The sequence below is a fragment of the uncultured Leifsonia sp. genome, from assembly GCF_945957465.1.
In the GTDB taxonomy this organism is placed as follows: domain Bacteria; phylum Actinomycetota; class Actinomycetes; order Actinomycetales; family Microbacteriaceae; genus Leifsonia.
This window is the reverse complement of the sequence record NZ_CAMFLC010000002.1, coordinates 52,435-68,150: the sequence shown is the minus strand read 5'-3', so window position 1 is coordinate 68,150 and position 15,716 is coordinate 52,435. Positions and strand designations below refer to the sequence as shown.

The 15,716-nt window shown below is 67.2% G+C and carries 16 protein-coding genes, 1 tRNA gene and 1 pseudogene; 8 read left to right on the top strand and 10 right to left on the bottom strand.

All coding sequences use genetic code 11. From position 1 onward, the window contains the following. Positions 1–234 precede the first annotated feature (234 nt). Positions 235–810, top strand: coding sequence for an HD domain-containing protein (locus Q0Q23_RS01610; RefSeq protein ID WP_295118297.1), 576 nt, complete (start codon positions 235–237; stop codon positions 808–810). On the opposite strand, the gene Q0Q23_RS01605 is transcribed toward Q0Q23_RS01610, so the two are convergent. Both Q0Q23_RS01605 and Q0Q23_RS01600 read right to left on the bottom strand, forming a co-directional pair. Continuing rightward, on the bottom strand, positions 798–1,268 hold the full coding sequence (locus tag Q0Q23_RS01605; protein WP_295118294.1) for an NUDIX hydrolase: 471 nt from the start codon (positions 1,266–1,268) through the stop codon (positions 798–800). The genes Q0Q23_RS01610 and Q0Q23_RS01605 overlap by 13 nt on opposite strands. Positions 1,269–1,272: 4 nt before the next feature. Continuing rightward, complete coding sequence (locus Q0Q23_RS01600) at positions 1,273–2,007, bottom strand: helix-turn-helix domain-containing protein (protein WP_295118291.1); 735 nt, start codon at positions 2,005–2,007, stop codon at positions 1,273–1,275. A gap of 250 nt (positions 2,008–2,257) precedes the next feature. On the opposite strand from Q0Q23_RS01600, the gene Q0Q23_RS01595 reads away from it, so the two are divergent. From Q0Q23_RS01595 to Q0Q23_RS01590, 3 genes are read left to right on the top strand one after another with little or no spacing between them, the layout of a single operon-like run. Then, a complete protein-coding gene (locus Q0Q23_RS01595; protein ID WP_295118286.1) occupies positions 2,258–2,617 on the top strand; it encodes a hypothetical protein in 360 nt (119 codons plus the stop codon). A 52-nt stretch (positions 2,618–2,669) separates the two neighbouring features. Next, positions 2,670–2,897 carry a helix-turn-helix domain-containing protein gene (locus tag Q0Q23_RS19965; protein ID WP_363316228.1) on the top strand — a complete coding sequence of 76 codons (228 nt, stop codon included), beginning with the start codon at positions 2,670–2,672 and terminating at the stop codon, positions 2,895–2,897. After that, positions 2,897–4,021, top strand: a complete 1,125-nt coding sequence (locus Q0Q23_RS01590; RefSeq protein ID WP_295118282.1) for a tyrosine-type recombinase/integrase — start codon at positions 2,897–2,899, stop codon at positions 4,019–4,021. Before Q0Q23_RS19965 ends, Q0Q23_RS01590 begins: the two co-directional genes overlap by 1 nt. A gap of 46 nt (positions 4,022–4,067) precedes the next feature. On the opposite strand, the gene Q0Q23_RS01585 is transcribed toward Q0Q23_RS01590, so the two are convergent. The 4 genes and pseudogenes from Q0Q23_RS01585 to Q0Q23_RS01570 form a co-directional block, all read right to left on the bottom strand. After that, positions 4,068–4,157, bottom strand: a tRNA-Ser gene (locus Q0Q23_RS01585). Positions 4,158–4,227: 70 nt separating this feature from the next. Next, a complete protein-coding gene (locus tag Q0Q23_RS01580; protein WP_295118279.1) occupies positions 4,228–4,866 on the bottom strand; it encodes a DUF2510 domain-containing protein in 639 nt (212 codons plus the stop codon). 31 nt (positions 4,867–4,897) lie between these two features. Then, positions 4,898–6,290: pseudogene (gene pntB, locus Q0Q23_RS01575) on the bottom strand (Re/Si-specific NAD(P)(+) transhydrogenase subunit beta). Continuing rightward, the gene (locus Q0Q23_RS01570; RefSeq protein WP_295118276.1) at positions 6,287–7,864 is read right to left on the bottom strand and encodes a Re/Si-specific NAD(P)(+) transhydrogenase subunit alpha; all 1,578 of its coding nucleotides are present in this window, start codon (positions 7,862–7,864) and stop codon (positions 6,287–6,289) included. The pseudogene pntB and the gene Q0Q23_RS01570 overlap by 4 nt, the downstream one beginning before the upstream one ends. 234 nt (positions 7,865–8,098) lie before the next feature. Between Q0Q23_RS01570 and Q0Q23_RS01565 the strand changes: the two genes are divergently transcribed. From Q0Q23_RS01565 to prpB, 3 genes are read left to right on the top strand one after another with little or no spacing between them, the layout of a single operon-like run. Beyond that, the gene (locus Q0Q23_RS01565; protein ID WP_295118273.1) at positions 8,099–8,767 is read left to right on the top strand and encodes a GntR family transcriptional regulator; all 669 of its coding nucleotides are present in this window, start codon (positions 8,099–8,101) and stop codon (positions 8,765–8,767) included. Beyond that, positions 8,764–10,317, top strand: a complete 1,554-nt coding sequence (locus Q0Q23_RS01560) for an MmgE/PrpD family protein (RefSeq protein ID WP_295118270.1) — start codon at positions 8,764–8,766, stop codon at positions 10,315–10,317. The genes Q0Q23_RS01565 and Q0Q23_RS01560 overlap by 4 nt, the downstream gene beginning before the upstream one ends. Then, positions 10,317–11,222, top strand: a complete 906-nt coding sequence (gene prpB / locus Q0Q23_RS01555; protein ID WP_295118267.1) for a methylisocitrate lyase — start codon at positions 10,317–10,319, stop codon at positions 11,220–11,222. Before Q0Q23_RS01560 ends, prpB begins: the two co-directional genes overlap by 1 nt. A 157-nt stretch (positions 11,223–11,379) precedes the next feature. Here the strand turns inward: prpB and Q0Q23_RS01550 are convergent, their stop codons facing one another. Beyond that, positions 11,380–12,390 carry an aldo/keto reductase family protein gene (locus tag Q0Q23_RS01550; RefSeq protein ID WP_295118264.1) on the bottom strand — a complete coding sequence of 337 codons (1,011 nt, stop codon included), beginning with the start codon at positions 12,388–12,390 and terminating at the stop codon, positions 11,380–11,382. A 144-nt stretch (positions 12,391–12,534) separates the two neighbouring features. Between Q0Q23_RS01550 and Q0Q23_RS01545 the strand changes: the two genes are divergently transcribed. After that, on the top strand, positions 12,535–12,966 hold the full coding sequence (locus tag Q0Q23_RS01545) for a VOC family protein (RefSeq protein ID WP_295118261.1): 432 nt from the start codon (positions 12,535–12,537) through the stop codon (positions 12,964–12,966). Positions 12,967–12,978: 12 nt separating this feature from the next. Here the strand turns inward: Q0Q23_RS01545 and Q0Q23_RS01540 are convergent, their stop codons facing one another. Genes Q0Q23_RS01540 through Q0Q23_RS01530 form a run of 3 tightly spaced genes read right to left on the bottom strand, consistent with a single transcriptional unit; the run spans position 12,979 to position 15,712 of the window. Then, a complete protein-coding gene (locus tag Q0Q23_RS01540; protein ID WP_295118258.1) occupies positions 12,979–14,052 on the bottom strand; it encodes a hypothetical protein in 1,074 nt (357 codons plus the stop codon). Then, positions 14,049–14,669, bottom strand: a complete 621-nt coding sequence (locus tag Q0Q23_RS01535; RefSeq protein WP_295118255.1) for an ATP-binding cassette domain-containing protein — start codon at positions 14,667–14,669, stop codon at positions 14,049–14,051. Before Q0Q23_RS01535 ends, Q0Q23_RS01540 begins: the two co-directional genes overlap by 4 nt. Next, the gene (locus Q0Q23_RS01530; RefSeq protein WP_295118252.1) at positions 14,660–15,712 is read right to left on the bottom strand and encodes a peptidoglycan-binding protein; all 1,053 of its coding nucleotides are present in this window, start codon (positions 15,710–15,712) and stop codon (positions 14,660–14,662) included. Before Q0Q23_RS01530 ends, Q0Q23_RS01535 begins: the two co-directional genes overlap by 10 nt. Positions 15,713–15,716: the final 4 nt, after the last annotated feature.

Here is a 15,716-nt window from a genome sequence, read left to right as displayed (position 1 = left end):
AAACGGTGAGTTTGGCCAAAAACCATTGAACGGGTAGTCTGGGCGGCAGCCTTACTTCCCAGTGTTTTACTGGGGTTCCGGGCCGCGCGAGTGTAGTTCAATGGTAGAACTTCAGCCTCACCACTCGATCAATTGAAGCGCCGCCCGGCGCATATCATGCCGCGCGAGGATGCAATACAGACTTCGGGTAACTGCGGGTCGCGTGTCCACGCGATGCGCCTACGCTAAGTAGCGATGAACACGGACCTTGTCGACCGAGCTCGAACACTCGCGAGGGAGCGTTTGGCGGTTGCTATGCCCCAGCGCTGGGCACACGTCGTTGGCGTCGCGAAAACTGCGTCCGATATCGCCCCAAGGCTCCTCGAAAAAGACGCCGATGCGATCGTCGCCGCCGCGTGGCTGCATGACGTCGGCTACGCACCGAGTATCGCTATGACAGGTTTTCATCCCGTGGATGGTGCGAGATTCGCCAAGTGTGCGGGTATGCCCGCTCTGGTTGTCTCACTCATTGCCCACCACTCGGGAGCCAGTGCCGAAGCAATCGAGCGCGGGCTTGACGCCGAGCTGGCGGAGTTCGATCGACCACCCCGTGACGTCCTAGACGTAGTGACGTACGCGGACATGACCACGGCGCCCGATGGGACGCCAATCGAGGCCGACAGGCGCGTATCAGAGATCCTTTCTCGCTATTCGCGCGATGACCCGGTGCATGCGGCGGTCTCGCGATCGTCTGACGAGTTGCTTGCCGCGGTTGCCCGAATCAAGGACCAGCTTCGGTTGGCTCCCGCTGGGGCCAGTCAGCCGAGGTAGGGCCCATCACGTCGCTCGAGGTAGTGGTCGATCCGTAGCCTCATCGAAGGGTGCATCGGCAGAGCAGCGATCTCCATGGGTTCGACCCACGCGATTTCCGTCGACTCGGAGTCGAACGCAAGCTCGCCGCCGATCAGCTTGGTCGTGTAGCAGATCGAGAATTGCTGCCGGACTTCTCCATCGTCGTACTTCATGACGTGATGGGGGTTCGTGTAGATGCCGACGAGGCCGGTGAGCTCCACGTCGAGGCCGGTCTCTTCCTTGACTTCGCGCACAGCGCACTCCTCAATGCTTTCGCCGAGTTCCATGCCGCCGCCGGGCAATGCCCAGAGGCCGTTGTCTTTTCGATGCACGAGCGCGATGCGCCCCCGCTCGTCAAGTACTACAGCCGTGGTCGATGGGACGACGCTGTTCGCCTTCGGCGCGTCAGGGTCGTTGTAGTAGTCGAGTCGCGCCACTGCCTCAGCTTTCGATCGGGAACTCGGCTGGCGTCGCACTGCTCCACACAGCATCGAACGCGACCGCGTACGTGTCCCACAACTCGGGCTCGGCCTCTCTGGGGAGCTCGATCACGGGGTTTTCGCCGGCTGGGGAGCCGAAGATGTGGTGATTGGCGTAGAGCATGTCGTCGATGAAGAACATCGACGTGTAGAGCGGCGTGCCGTGCGTGCGAATCTCAACCCCATCGACGTCGTTCAGCGGTTCGAGGTGCACCAGCGTCATTTTGCAGCGCGCGGCGAGTGCGTCGCCGATCCTCTCTTCGGAGCCGCGTTGCAGGACGCCGACTGAATCAGGCGCACCGATCGCAAATCGGATCTTCGTGCCGCGCGAGGCCGCGTCTTTGATGATGCGGGTGAATCCGTGAAGCGCGTCCCAGAGGAATGTGCCGCCGTAGACGCAGATATCGATGCGCTCGGTGGCGGCTTCGAACATCTCACGCCATAGGTCGATCGGCACGTGGGCCCGCGACGGGAACAATCGGACTTCGATGGTCGCGTCGTGAATGGCGTGTCGAATGCCGAACCGTGGCCATAGATCCTCAGCGGTGACGCCGAGGGCCGCAGCGATCTCTTCGGCGATCCGAGTCTTGGGCGTGGTCTCGCCCCGGATCGCGCGTTGAACGGTGCGCTCGTCGCATCCCGCGCGAGAAGCGAGGTCACGGATGCTTGTCCGCTGCTTATCCATCTGCTCGGCCAAGAGGCGCCCAGTTCCGACGCCAGCCGCTCTTTGATTCACAGTCATGAGGCTCCCCAAACCAGATCTTGCCTGCAACCTCTGACACATTCTGACACTCGTCTGGCCTTCCACTGTCAGATTCGGCCGTGTGCACTGACTGTTGTGCGCACCAACCGGCACTGTCATCTGCAACTAGACGGAGGAACTAGGACATGCGTCTGAGCAACATCGACGAAGCACTATTCCGCGCGTTCAGCTCCGGAAACCGGGAGTGATGATGCGCAGTACAAAACAGATAAGCATTGACTTGTTCGACGGGATGCACCACTTGAGCGTGACAGTTATTGGGAGGCCAATCCCGGCGCACGAACTGTGCGACATCCTTGCGAATCTCGAGGCTGCCGGCGGCTACAACTTCGGCGAGGTGCTGAGCCGATTGGCAAGAGGCTTCGAGCGATCGCTTCGTGAAGACGAGACCTCCCTTACATCCGTTCGCGAACGACTCATTGCTTGCCTCGTGCGAAGGGCCGCAGAGCAAGCGCAACAGATCGCGCTGTGCCTCGAAGCCGCGCGCTTCGAGTTGGAAGCGCTGCCGTCCCCAGATGTCGACGATTCGAGTCGCATTCAGTGATTGATCGCCAACGAAACGAGCGCAGACCAAAGTAAGAGCAGATGGAGGCGATATGAACAGTAGAAAGGGCCAGGACCGGAGCAACGCGAATACCGTTGCGCCATTACTTCTGACCGAAGCAGAGACGGCAGCGATACTCCGAATCGACCGGACCACACTCGCGCGCCTGGTCGATCAAGGGACCTGTCCGCTGAGCCCGGTGAACCTCACTCCACGGATACGTCGGTACCGGCTAGCTGACGTCGAGGAGCTAACGGGTTCCCATGTGGTGATGCCGTAATGGCAATCGACAAGCGGCCTTCAGGCAAATATCGTGTGCGCGTCTTTCTGGACCACGTAGTGGTGGGAACTCGATCATTCGAGCGAAAGGCGGACGCCCAGGCTTGGGAGAATGAGCAGTACCGCGTTCTCTCGCTGGGAGGAATTCCCTCTCCTTCCTTGTCACTGCTGCCTGTCGCCGGGTTGATAGCTCGGTTTCTCAACGCCCGGCAGACGCGCGTTTCTCCGCACACGTGGCGTACCGACTCGGACAACCTCCGCCACGTGCCTTCGACGTGGCTGCGTCGACCGGTATCCACGATCACCGCATCCGACGTGCACGACCTCCTAGCGGGTCTGCTGGCCGGCGGATTCGCGCGTTCAACCGTTACCCGGATGAGAGTCACCCTCTCCGCTCTATTCGAGTACGCCGTCTCAGAACATTTCGCACCGGCGAACCCCGTCCGGAGTGCTCGTATGCCTGTGGTTGTCGGCCTCCCTTCGCGACCCAAAGCGGATACATGGACGCCCGAAGAGATGTCGAGAACCATCGCGGCGCAGCGGCTAGTTGACCCCGCAATGGCCGAGGTGACTGAATTTCTCGGGCTCACCGGCCTGCGGTGGTCAGAACTGAGGGCGTTACGCGTTGAAGATGTGGCGCAGATTCCGATGCCAGCGTTACATGTATGGCGCGCACAATCAGATGGCTACGCCGAAAAGACACTGAAGAGCAACTCTGGCGAGGTACGGTCCCGAACGATTCCTCTGCGCCCGCGGGCCTTAGAGATCGTGGCCCCTCGAGTTGAGGGCGTTCCTCCCGGAGCACACCTGTTTCGTTCGAAAACGGGAAAGCAGTTGCGAGGAAACTTGTTCCGCCGTCAAGTGCAGTGGAATGCGACTACGTGCCGCGGACTCACGATCCATGCGCTGAGACACTTCGCAATTTCGTATTGGCTGCTTCGCGGCGTAGACGTCAAGACTGCCGCCGAGTGGTCTGGGCACAAGAACCCGACAGTGCTGCTGTCCACCTACGCTCATGTCCTCGGCATTGATGCCAACCGGGCAGCTCTCGCCCTTCTGGACACACCTGCTGTCCCAGCGCTGTCCTGGGGCGCGGTTCCTGAAAGTTTGAACGGCCTCGACTAGTGCGCCACATAGCTTTATAAACTATCGCCTATCAGCACTTTTGTTGCGGAGACGGTGGGATTTGAACCCACGGTGCCCTTAACGGGCACTCCACCTTAGCAGGGTGGTGCACTAGGCCTGACTATGCGACGTCTCCTGAGCGCCCGCGGGCGGACGCACGACGACCATCATAACGGACGTTCCGTGCGCGGCCCGACACCGGGTCGTCAGGCTCCGACCCCGGGAGCCGGCATGTCGTGGATGATCGTCGCCATCAGGTCAGCGATAAGCGTTCCGGTGGCGATCAGGCTGATGCCGACGACCGCGATCATCACCCAGATCGGCACGAGGCCGCGACCGGGCGCGACGCGGCGCACGATGACTCCGCGGCCGATCACGTAGATCGCGCTCGACAGGAACGACCACGCCCAGTGGAACGGGCGCTCCAGGCCGCGCCGGCCCAGCTCGCGGTAGTCGAGCCAGGAGAAGACGATCATCGCGGCGAAGATCAGCCAGCCCACGAGGGTGTCGATGAGGAACGCCGGGCTGTAGACCTCCAGCATGGCCTGAGGCGACGGGCGTGCGGAGGTCTCCAGACTCTGCATGAGGTGCGCGTAGCCGCTGAACGGGTTCGTCACGAGGAGCAGAAGGATGCTCACCAGCGGGAGCAGCACCACCAGCCAGATCCACGGCGTGTAGACCGGCGTGCTTTCCGGCAGGGGACGACGCGCGCCCATGCCGGCCGCGCCCGGCGCGTGACCGCCGACCTGCGGGGTCCACTGCCTTCCGTCCCACCAGCGCAGCGGCGCCTCCCGGTACGGGTCCGCATACCAGCCGGGCGCCGGGGGCGTGCTCGGGTCGGTCATGCTGCCTCCACTGCGATCGAAGTCGACACCTCTAGAAATACCCCAGGATCTCGTCCACTGCCTGGCGCGCATCGCCGAACAGCATGCGCGCGTTCTCCCGGTAGAACAGCGGGTTCGGCACACCCGCGTAGCCCGCGGCCATCGACCGTTTGAACACGACGACCTGGCCGGCCTCCCACACACGCAGCACCGGCATGCCGGCGATCGGGCTGCCCGGGTCCTCCGCCGCAGCCGGATTGACGGTGTCGTTCGCGCCGATGACGAGCACGACATCCGTGGTCCGCAGGTAGTCGTTGATCTCGTCCATCTCGAACACGATGTCGTAGGGCACGCGCGCCTCGGCGAGCAGCACGTTCATGTGGCCGGGCAGGCGGCCGGCGACCGGGTGGATGCCGAACCGCACCTCCACGCCCCTCTCGCGCAGCTTCTTCACCAGCTCGGCGACCGGGTACTGCGCTTGCGCGACGGCCATGCCGTAGCCGGGTGTGATGACCACGGAGGTCGCGCTCTTCAGCAGCTCGGCGGTCTGCTCGGCCGTGACCTCCTGATACTCGCCCTGCTCCTGCGCACCCGTCGCCGCCGGAGCTTCGATGCCGAACCCTCCCGCGATCACCGACAGGAACGAACGGTTCATCGCCTTGCACATGATGTACGACAGGTAGGCACCGGAGGAGCCCACGAGTGCACCGGTGACGATCAGCAGGTCGTTGTCGAGCAGGAAGCCCGACGCGGCGGCGGCCCAGCCCGAGTAACTGTTGAGCATCGAGACGACGACAGGCATGTCGCCGCCGCCGATCGACGCGACGAGGTGGATTCCGAGCGCCAGGGCGACCAGGGTGACGGCGGCAAGCAGCCAGAGCTCGGGCGTGATCACGTACCCGACGGCGAGCGCGACGAAGACGACGAGCGCGCCGACGTTGAGCGCGTTCTTGCCGGGCAGCACCAGCGGCTTCGACGAGATCCGCGCCGACAGCTTGAGGTAGGCGACGATCGAGCCGGTGAACGTCACAGCGCCGATGAAGATGCCGATGACCACCTCGGCGCTGTGCACTCCGGCGAGCGCACCGGGCAGATGCGGGTGCGACAGGTAGCCGTTCCAGCCGACGAGCACCGCGGCGAGGCCGACGAAGCTGTGCAGCAGGGCGATCAGCTGCGGCCATGCCGGTCATCTGCACGACCCGTGCCCGCCACAGCCCGATGGTCGCGCCGATCAGCACGGCGATGGCCATCAGCACCAGACCTGACGGCGCCAGGGCGTTCTCGGCGGTGAGCCAGATCGTCGCGGCGAGCGCGATGACCATGCCGGCGATCCCGTACAGCACCCCGCCCCGGGAGGACTCGTGACGCGACAGCCCGGCGAGGCTCAGGATGAAGAGGACGGCAGCGACGAGATACGCGGCGTCCGCCACGGCGACCGCGGTCACCGGCGCGCTCCGCCCGGCCCGCCGCCATCGCTGCGCGAGAACATCGCGAGCATCCGCCGGGTCACCGCGAAGCCTCCGAAGATGTTGATGGAGGCCACCAGCACCGCGATCGCCGCGAGCACCTGCACCGTCAGGTCGGGCGTGGTGATCTGCACGATCGCGCCGACGACGATGATGCCCGAGATGGCGTTGGTGACGCTCATCAGCGGCGTGTGGAGGGCGTGGTGCACGTTGCCGATCACGTAGAAGCCGATGACGGTTGCGAGCACGAGCACGGTGAAGTGCCGCGGGATGGGGTCGGGCGAGAACGCGGTCAGCAGGAACAGCACCGCGAGCCCGACCGCGGTCAGCACCGCCCGGCGCACCGGGGTGAGCCACGGCTCCTTCGGCGCGGGCGCCGCGACGGCGGCCGCGTCGGAGGCGCCGCGCGTGGCGGGAGGCGCCGCGGACACCTGCACCGGCGGCGGCGGCCAGGTCGTCACCCCGTCGCGGACCACGGTCACCGAGCGCTGCACGACGTCGTCGAAGTCGAGCGTCAGCCGGCCGTCCTTCTGCGGCGTCAGCAGGGTGAGGAGGCTGACCAGGTTGTTGCCGTAGAGCTGCGACGACTGGGTGGGCAGCCGCGACGGGAGGTCCGTGTAGCCGAGGATGATCACGCCGCCCTCGGTCACGACCCGCTCCCCCGCGACCGAGCCGGCCACGTTGCCGCCCTGGGCGGCGGCCATGTCGACGATGACCGAGCCCGGCCGCATGCTCGCGACGTCGTCTGCGGTGAGCAGCTTGGGCGCCGGGCGACCGGGGATCAGGGCGGTGGTGATGACGATGTCGACCTCCCGCGCCTGCTCGGAGTAGATCTCGGCGGCGCGGCGGTCGTACGCCTCACTGGTCTGCTTGGCGTAACCGTCGGCGGACTCCATGGTTTCGCCGACCTCGACCGCCAGGTACTCGCCACCGATCGAGCGCACCTGGTCGGCGACCTCCGGGCGAGGGTCGGTGGCCCGCACGATCGCACCCATGCTGGAGGCCGCGCCGATCGCGGCGAGACCTGCCACTCCCGCGCCGGCGACCAGGACCTTCGCGGGCGGCACCTTGCCCGCGGCGGTCACCTGGCCGGTGAAGAACCGGCCGAATTCGTGGGCGGCCTCCACCACGGCCCGATAGCCGGAGATGTTCGCCATCGAGCTGAGGACGTCCATCGACTGCGCCCGCGAGATGCGCGGCACGGCGTCGAGGGCGAGAGCGGTGATCCCCCGCTGCGAGAGGGCGGCGAGGAGGTCGGGACGGAGAGCCGGGCTGAGGGTCGCGACGAGCGTGGCGCCGTCGGCCAGCAGGGCGATCTCGTCGTCGGTGGGAGGCGCGACCTTCAGCACGATGTCGGTCGCCCAGGCGGCGTCGCGGGTGACGATGCGCGCCCCCGCGGCGGCGAACGCCTCGTCGGTGAACGCGGCCCGCACGCCGGCCCCGCGCTCCACGACCACGTCATAGCCCAGGGAGACGAGCTTCTTCACCGAGCTCGGGCTGGACGACACGCGGGCTTCACCCGGACGTTCAGCGACGATGCCGACTGTCGACACCTGGCCTCCCTGCCTTTTGATCTGGACCCTACCAGGCCGGGCCGCCTTGCCACTGGAGGAGAAGCGCTCACGACACGCCCGCGATCTCCTCCAACAACGCGCTCCTCAGGAAATCCCCGCGCGCGTCTCCTCTGAGAGCGTGCGTACGACGCCCAGACCACCCGGTATACACAGACCACCCCGAAGAGACCATTCCGGTCTCGAGTGTGTCAATATGTATACACAGGAGGCCCCATGGAGACGAAGGCGAGCGACCGCGCGTACGCCGCGCTGCGCGAGGACATCGTCGAATGGCGCCTCCGGCCCGGCACCGTGCTGCAGGAGGTGGAGCAGTCGGAGCGCCTCGGCGTCTCGCGCACGCCGGTGCGGGAGGCCCTTGCCCGGCTGAGCGCCGACGGGCTGGTCGCAGCCCAGGGCGGCCGCGGGCTCATCGTCACGGCGGTGTCCGTCGAATCGGTCGAGCAGCTGTTCGGGCTGCGCCGCGCACTCGAGCAGGAGGCGGCACGAGCGGCGGCCGCCAATCGCGATCCCGAGGTCTTCCGCGACCTTCGCGCGCGCTTCCTCGCCGCGGGCGACCTCCTCGCCGACGGCGACCCCGCCCACACCCGGTACTACGAGCTGGTCGACCGGCTCGACCGGGCCATCGACGGCGCGGCCGCCAACCCGTACCTCGTCGCGGCGCTGCGCAACCTCCGCCCGCATCTCGCGCGGCTGCGCCGGGTGTCGCGCGACGATCCCGACCGCCTGCGCGCCGCAGCGCAGGAGCACCTGCTCATCGTGGAGGCGATCATCGACGGCGACGCCGAGCTCGCCGCCTCCGCCACCCGCGTCCACCTCTACCGCAGCCTGCAGAGCGTGCTGGCGTCGGCAGAACGACTCACCTCGACCAAGGAGACTCCGTGAGAACCCACACCGTCCGCGTGCACCGCAGCGACGAGAACCTCGCCCGCGAAGACCAGCTGGCCTGGAAGATCGCCGAGGTGGCGACCGACCCTGTGGAGGTCGCCCCCGACGTCGTCGACATGGTCATCAACCGCATCATCGACAACGCCGCCGTCGCCGCAGCCTCCCTCACCCGCAAGCCCGTCGTCTCCGCCCGCTCGCAGGCGCTGGCCCATCCGCTGCCGACGGCCCAGTTGGAGGAGATCGTCTCCACCGCGCAGCACCCGCAGCACGGTTCCACCGTCTTCGGCGAGCCGCAGACCACCCGGGTGAGCCCGGAATGGGCGGCGTGGGCGAACGGCGTCGCCGTGCGGGAGCTCGACTTCCACGACACGTTCCTGGCAGCCGAGTACTCGCACCCGGGCGACAACATCCCGCCGATCCTCGCCGTGGCCCAGCACGCCGGCCGCACCGGGCACGACCTGATCCGGGGCATCGCGACGGGCTACGAGATCCAGATCGACCTCGCTCGCGCGATCAGCCTCCACGCGCACAAGATCGACCATGTCGCCCACCTCGGGCCGTCCGCGGCCGCCGGCATCGGGACGCTGCTCGGGCTGGACGCCGAGACGATCTTCCAGGCGATCGGTCAGGCCCTGCACACCACCACCGCCACGCGGCAGTCGCGCAAAGGCGAGATCTCCAGCTGGAAGGCCCACGCGCCGGCCTTCGCCGGAAAGATGGCGGTGGAGGCGATCGACCGGGCGATGCGCGGCGAGACCAGCCCCACCCCGATCTACGAGGGCGAGGACGGCGTGATCGCCTGGCTTCTCGACGGGCCGTCCGCGTCCTACGCGGTGCCGCTTCCGGAGGCCGGGGAGGCCAAGCGCGCCATCCTCGACTCGTACACCAAGGAGCACTCGGCCGAGTACCAGGCGCAGGCGTGGATCGACCTGGCCCGCAAGCTCCACCACGAGCATCCGGAGGTCGGCGACCCCGAGCGCGTGGAGAGCATCGTGATCCACACCAGCCACCACACCCACAACGTGATCGGCTCGGGCGCGAACGACCCGCAGAAGTACGACCCGACGGCCTCCCGCGAGACGCTCGACCACAGCATCCCGTACATCTTCACGGTGGCGCTCCAGGACGGCGGCTGGCACCACGTGGACTCGTACCTGCCGTCGCGAGCGGCCCGCCCCGACACGGTCGCCCTGTGGGGCAAGGTCACCACCACCGAAGACCCGGAGTGGACCCGCCGCTACCACTCCGCCGACCCCGACGAGAAGGCGTTCGGCGGCCGGGTCGAGATCACGCTCGCCGACGGCCGCGTCATCACCGACGAGATCGCCGTCGCCGACGCGCACCCGCTCGGCGCCCGGCCGTTCGCCCGCGCCGACTACATCGCCAAGTTCCGGTCGCTGGCGGCGGGCGTGCTCGAGGAGGTCGAGATCGAGCGCTTCCTCGCGCTCGTGCAGCGGCTGCCCGAGCTGACCGCGGACGAGCTCGGCGGCGTGACCATCACTGCGCCGGCCGGAACCCTGCCGGCCGCACCGAAGGGACTGTTCTGATGCTGTACTCCTCTGTTCCCGCCCACGAGAAGCGCGCCGCCTTCCGCGCGCGGCTGGCGACCGGCGAGCTGCTGCGCTTCCCCGGCGCCTTCAACCCGCTGAGCGCGCGCCTCATCCAGGAGAAGGGCTTCGAGGGCGTCTACATCTCCGGCGCCGTCATCGCCGCCGACCTCGGCCTCCCGGACATCGGCCTGACGACCCTCACCGAGGTCGCCGGCCGCGGCGCGCAGATCAGCCGGATGACCGACCTCCCCACGCTGATCGACGCCGACACCGGGTTCGGCGAGCCGATGAACGTCGCGCGCACCGTGCAGGAGCTCGAAGACGCAGGCGTCGCCGGCCTCCACATCGAAGACCAGGTGAACCCCAAGCGCTGCGGCCACCTCGACGGCAAGGCCGTGGTCGGCCTGGACACGGCGACCAAGCGCATCCGTGCGGCGGCCGACGCCCGGCGCGACCCGAACCTGCTGATCATGGCGCGCACCGATGTCCGAGCGGTGGAGGGCCTGGCGGCGGCGATCGACCGGGCCAAGGCCCTCGTCGACGCGGGTGCCGACGCGATCTTCCCCGAGGCGATGGCCGACCTCTCCGAGTTCGAGGCCGTCCGCAACGCGGTCGACGTGCCGGTGCTGGCCAACATGACGGAGTTCGGCAAGAGCGAGCTCTTCACCGCCGAGCAGCTCGCGAGCGCCGGCATCAACATCGTCATCCACCCGGTGTCGCTGCTGCGCATCGCGATGGGTGCGGCCGAGCGCGGCCTCGACACGCTCGTGGCCGAGGGCTCGCTGAAGTCGGAGGTGCCCGGGATGCAGACGCGCGCCCGGCTGTACGAACTGGTCGACTATGCCGGTTACACCGCCTTCGACACGAACGTCTTCGACTTCGAGGTCCCGACCGGCCGCTGAGCGCGCCCGCTGCCGCCCCGCGGCCCCCGAAGGGCTGCCGAAGGGCACGTTATCGCCCCTAAAACGCGGTTTTAGGGGCGTTTGCGTGCCCTTCGGCAACCCCTCGCTCGCCCTTAGAGCGCGCGGGCGCGGGCGAGGCAGCGCGGGGGCGGCGTCCTCAGGCCTCGCGGGTCCGGGGCGAGCGGGTGGAGGTGTGGCTCGGGTCGCGCTCGACCGCGCCGCCGAGCACGTCGTCGATGCGGCCGAGCAGCTCGGCGGGGATGGTGACGCCGGAGGCCTTGACGTTCTCCACCACCTGCTCGGGCCGGGAGGCGCCGATGATCGCGGTCGCGACGTTGTCGTTCTGCAGCACCCACGCGACGGCCAGCTGCGCCGGCGTGAGACCGATCTCCTGGGCGATCGGGGTGAGCTCCTGCACGCGCGTGAGCACATCGTCGCTCAGCCAGCGCTTGACGGCGCCCGCCCCGCCCTTCTCGTCGGTGGCGCGGCTGCCTTCGGGCAGCGGGGCGCCGGGCTTGTACTTGCCGCTCAGCACGCCCTGCGCGACCGGCGACCACACGATCTGCGAGATGCCGAGCTCCTTGGAGGTCGGCACGACCTCCGCCTCGATGACCCGCCATAGCGCGGAATACTCGGGCTGGTTGGAGATCAGTTGGACATTCAGCTCCTTGGCGAGCGCGGCGCCGGCGCGCAGCTGGTCGGCGGTCCACTCGCTCACCCCGATGTAGAGCGCCTTGCCCTGACGCACGATGTCGGCGAACGCCTGCATCGTCTCCTCGAGCGGAGTGAAGTAGTCGAAGCGGTGCGCCTGGTAGAGGTCGACATAGTCGGTCTGCAGCCGGGCGAGGGAGCCGTCGATCGACTCCAGGATGTGCTTGCGCGACAGCCCGACGTCGTTGTGCCCCTTGGGCCCGGTCGGCCCGAACACCTTGGTGAAGATTTCGAGCGACTGCCGGCGCTCACCCTTCAGCGCCTCGCCCAGCACCGTCTCCGCCGCGGTGTTGGCGTAGACGTCGGCGGTGTCGAAGGTGGTGATCCCGGCATCCAGAGCCGCCCGGACGCAGGCGGCCGCGGTGTCGTTCTCGACCTGCGACCCGTGGGTCAGCCAGTTGCCGTACGTGATCTCGGAGATTTTGAAGCCGGAGTTTCCCAGGTACCTGAACTGCACTGTCGTTCCTTTCGTCACGGGCCGTCAGCGTCGATGCTAGGCATCGGGATTCAGCAAATCCAACAGTGGGAGGTTCTGGGATTCAGTGGTAGCGATGATGAGTCCTGTGGATGGCGGCACACTGGCGGACCTAGACTCCCCACCATGACCGCACGGATCGCCAACGTCACCTTCCACGCCCACGATCCGGCGGCGCTCGCCCGGTTCTGGGCGGCCGTCATGGGTTATCCGGAGCCGCAGTGGCTGACCGAAGAAGAGGAGGCGGAGTTGCGCGCCGCCGGCCTGACCGACGACGACCTCGCCGCGCGCGCCGTCGCGTGGGACGAGGATCCCGCGCACCAGCGCTTCTACTTCGCCCGCTACGACCACGAGAAGCGGCACCGCAACCGCATGCACCTCGACATCAGCCCGGCGAGCGGCCGGCACGCGACGCGCGAAGAGGTGGAAGCCGAACGCGACCGGCTCGTCGCCCTCGGCGCCACCGTCGAGAAGGTGCTCGACGGCAGGTGGGGCCCCTACGACGAGTTCGCGATCATGATGCGCGACCCGGAGGGCAACGAGTTCTGCCTGCAGTGAGCGGCTGTGCCCTCATCGGTCCTTGAAGTAACGGAGCAAGCGTCTCTCGCTGATCGACGACGACGCGATGACCACTCCGAGCAGCGCTCCGGCCACGCCGGCCAGCGGGACCCCCACCGTGGATTCGAAAACGGCCGACTGGTCTCCGTGCGACCCCGCCCACGCTGCCGCGGAGACGACCCCGACGGCCAACGCCCCCGCTGCGCCGGCCCAAGCACTCGCCTCGAGAAGGTTCAGCGCGAGGAGATCGCTCTTGGCCACACCCGCGTGCAAGGCGGAGGTCAACTCGAGCCTCCTCATCCTGACGCTGACGAAACCCAGACCGATCGCGACGACGAAAGAGGACGGAGTCGCAGCTCTCGTCAGGCGTTCCCTGAACGACGCAAACCCGTCGAACGAACCGCCCAATGACGAATTGAGTTGGATCACGCTCGGTTTGGTGCTGCTCGCCTTGTCCGCCGTGAGCACGGCGGTCAGCAGCAACGAACGCAGATTCGGCACCTGCGGCCACGCCGTAACCCAGCATTCGTCGAAGGTTCGCGACGCCTGCGTGGGAGAGAGGATCGCATATCCGAAGCCTGGTCTGCGGCCGTCCGACGGATAGCCGTAGACCGAAGCGATCGTCATCGGCCCCGAGTCGGTCGTGACCTGCGCTCCGGCCGACGCGCCGAGGGACTGCGCGAGATCATCCGGGATGAGTACCCCGCGCGATGAAACATCAGCACCCGTCAGGATCGCGGCGAAGCCCGGGGAGACCTCGTAGAGCGGGACGGGTGCCTCCGGGAGGGCGGCGACTGTGACGCGACTGGCAGACGCCTTCACAGCTCCCGCATGGGCGACTCCAGGCGCATCGGCCAGTGCCTCGCACGCTGGCCCGTCCACTCGGTCTTCGGCGACCAGGACTTCCGTCGCGGCCCCGGACGAGCGAAATGCCTCGGCTTCAGCCAGGAGCCGAGTGATCGACATCTGATCGACGAGGGCGAGTGCCGTGACGACAGCGCCGAGAAGGATGGTGTTCAGAACGAAGCGAGACGTACCTGTGACGGTGTTCCGGATCGTTTCGCGCAGCAGAGTGGAGAGCTTCATTCGTGGCGATACCCATCTCGAGCGCCGAGATCGAGATGCCTCGTGCATGCAGCGCGCGTGCGCATGTCATGCGTTGCCACGATCACGATCGTTCTCGGATCCGCGACCGCACCGATCGCCGAATCGACACGTTCCGCAGTGCGCCGGTCGAGCTGTGCTGTCGGTTCGTCGACCAGGAGCAGGCTCGGCCGACTAGCCAGCCCGCGTGCGAGCATCAACCGTTGCGCCTCTCCCCCGGAGAGTTCACGGAATTGTCGATGCGCGATGGATCCTAAGCCGACTCGAACTAGCAACGACTGAGCTTCGGCCTCGGCCGAAGCAGCCGACGCACCTGCGGCGATGATCGGCAGGACGACGTGATCCAGCGCGGTCCGCCTCGGCGCACCGAAGGGATTCTGAAAGACCCAGCTCACCCGTTCCACATCGGTGAAGCGGATCGCCCCTTCGCGGGGTCGATCCCGGCCGGCGAGCAGCGAGAGCAGCGTGCTCTTGCCCGATCCGGACGGCCCGGTCAGCGCATAGATCTCGCCAGGCAGGAACTCGAAGTCCAGATACCGGAAGAGCCAATCGCTCCCGCCTCCGAACCGATGGCCGACGTTCTCCAGGGCTACGCGCACGGCGCGGGTTCCCCGTAGGGCAACCGAACCTTCGCCGGCTTGTCACCCTTCGTGAACAGAATGAACGTCTGCCCGAGCTGGGAACCCACGATCGTCACTGCCGCAGGGCCACGCGCAGTCGCCACGCACCCGGCGCTACCCGCGATCGCGTAGACGGAAGACGGCGGCACGACGCCGACAACGAGCGGCTTCGCGAACTCGACAGTGGCGCTGATGCTCCGAGATCCTCCCGATTCGCTTTCGTTTTCGCGCCCTCGGCCATCCTGATCGTGGGTGAAGGAGGGCGTCGTCGATAGGCGATCCAGAGCGGACTGCTCGATCACAGCACCGGTCTCGAGCGGGACGGTGACGGAGTCGACAGTCACGTTTCGCTGGACGCCTGTCAGTTCGGGAAGCGGCTCGGTCAGCGAGACGCGTGTGACGCGCTCCGCGACCGATGCGATCGTTTCCCCAGCTTCCAGCCGTGAGCCTGTGTGCGCCCGGCACTCACCGATCGTCACGGACTGCGAAGGAAGCCATACGATCCGCCCGACATCGACAGTGTCGAGGCCCGGCTGCCGTTCCCCGGCCGATCCCACAAGATCCGCGAAAGCGATGAGGCTCCGCGCGCCGACGACTCCATCTGCCACGATCGCGTATCCGAGGCGGCGGAGTTCTGTCTGGAGGCTCCTCACGTCGTCGCCTCTGTCGCCCGCGCGGAGATCGCGCCAGAGAGGTACGGACGTGGCAAGGGCCACGACGGGTCGTCCGTCGATGGACGCGAGAATGGAGCCCGATTCGATCACAGCGCCCGGTGCGCATTCCGACGACGTGATGCGCCCGGCGAGCCCCGACTCGAGTGTCGATCCACCGGCATAGTCCACCCGGAGCGTGACGGCCCGAGTGTCGGTGTACTCCCGATAGCCGACCGGCGCTTCCGTCGCGGGCTGCGCCGAGGCGAGGGAAGTCGGGGGATCCGCAAGGAACCACAACCATGCCGCGGTGATCCCCGAGGCGAAGACCGCGACGATGATGACCGCGATCACCGCGAGCCGCGCGGGCATTCGG

What these genes read in the sequence shown, in the direction of transcription:
- Q0Q23_RS01610 (WP_295118297.1), top strand. Translation starts at nt 235, where the DNA reads ATGAACACGGACCTTGTCGACCGAGCTCGAACACTCGCGAGGGAGCGT.
- Q0Q23_RS01580 (WP_295118279.1), bottom strand. Translation starts at nt 4,866, where the DNA reads ATGACCGACCCGAGCACGCCCCCGGCGCCCGGCTGGTATGCGGACCCG.
- Q0Q23_RS19965 (WP_363316228.1), top strand. Translation starts at nt 2,670, where the DNA reads ATGAACAGTAGAAAGGGCCAGGACCGGAGCAACGCGAATACCGTTGCG.
- Q0Q23_RS01540 (WP_295118258.1), bottom strand. Translation starts at nt 14,052, where the DNA reads ATGAAGCTCTCCACTCTGCTGCGCGAAACGATCCGGAACACCGTCACA.
- Q0Q23_RS01565 (WP_295118273.1), top strand. Translation starts at nt 8,099, where the DNA reads ATGGAGACGAAGGCGAGCGACCGCGCGTACGCCGCGCTGCGCGAGGAC.
- Q0Q23_RS01590 (WP_295118282.1), top strand. Translation starts at nt 2,897, where the DNA reads ATGGCAATCGACAAGCGGCCTTCAGGCAAATATCGTGTGCGCGTCTTT.
- prpB (WP_295118267.1), top strand. Translation starts at nt 10,317, where the DNA reads ATGCTGTACTCCTCTGTTCCCGCCCACGAGAAGCGCGCCGCCTTCCGC.
- Q0Q23_RS01545 (WP_295118261.1), top strand. Translation starts at nt 12,535, where the DNA reads ATGACCGCACGGATCGCCAACGTCACCTTCCACGCCCACGATCCGGCG.
- Q0Q23_RS01530 (WP_295118252.1), bottom strand. Translation starts at nt 15,712, where the DNA reads ATGCCCGCGCGGCTCGCGGTGATCGCGGTCATCATCGTCGCGGTCTTC.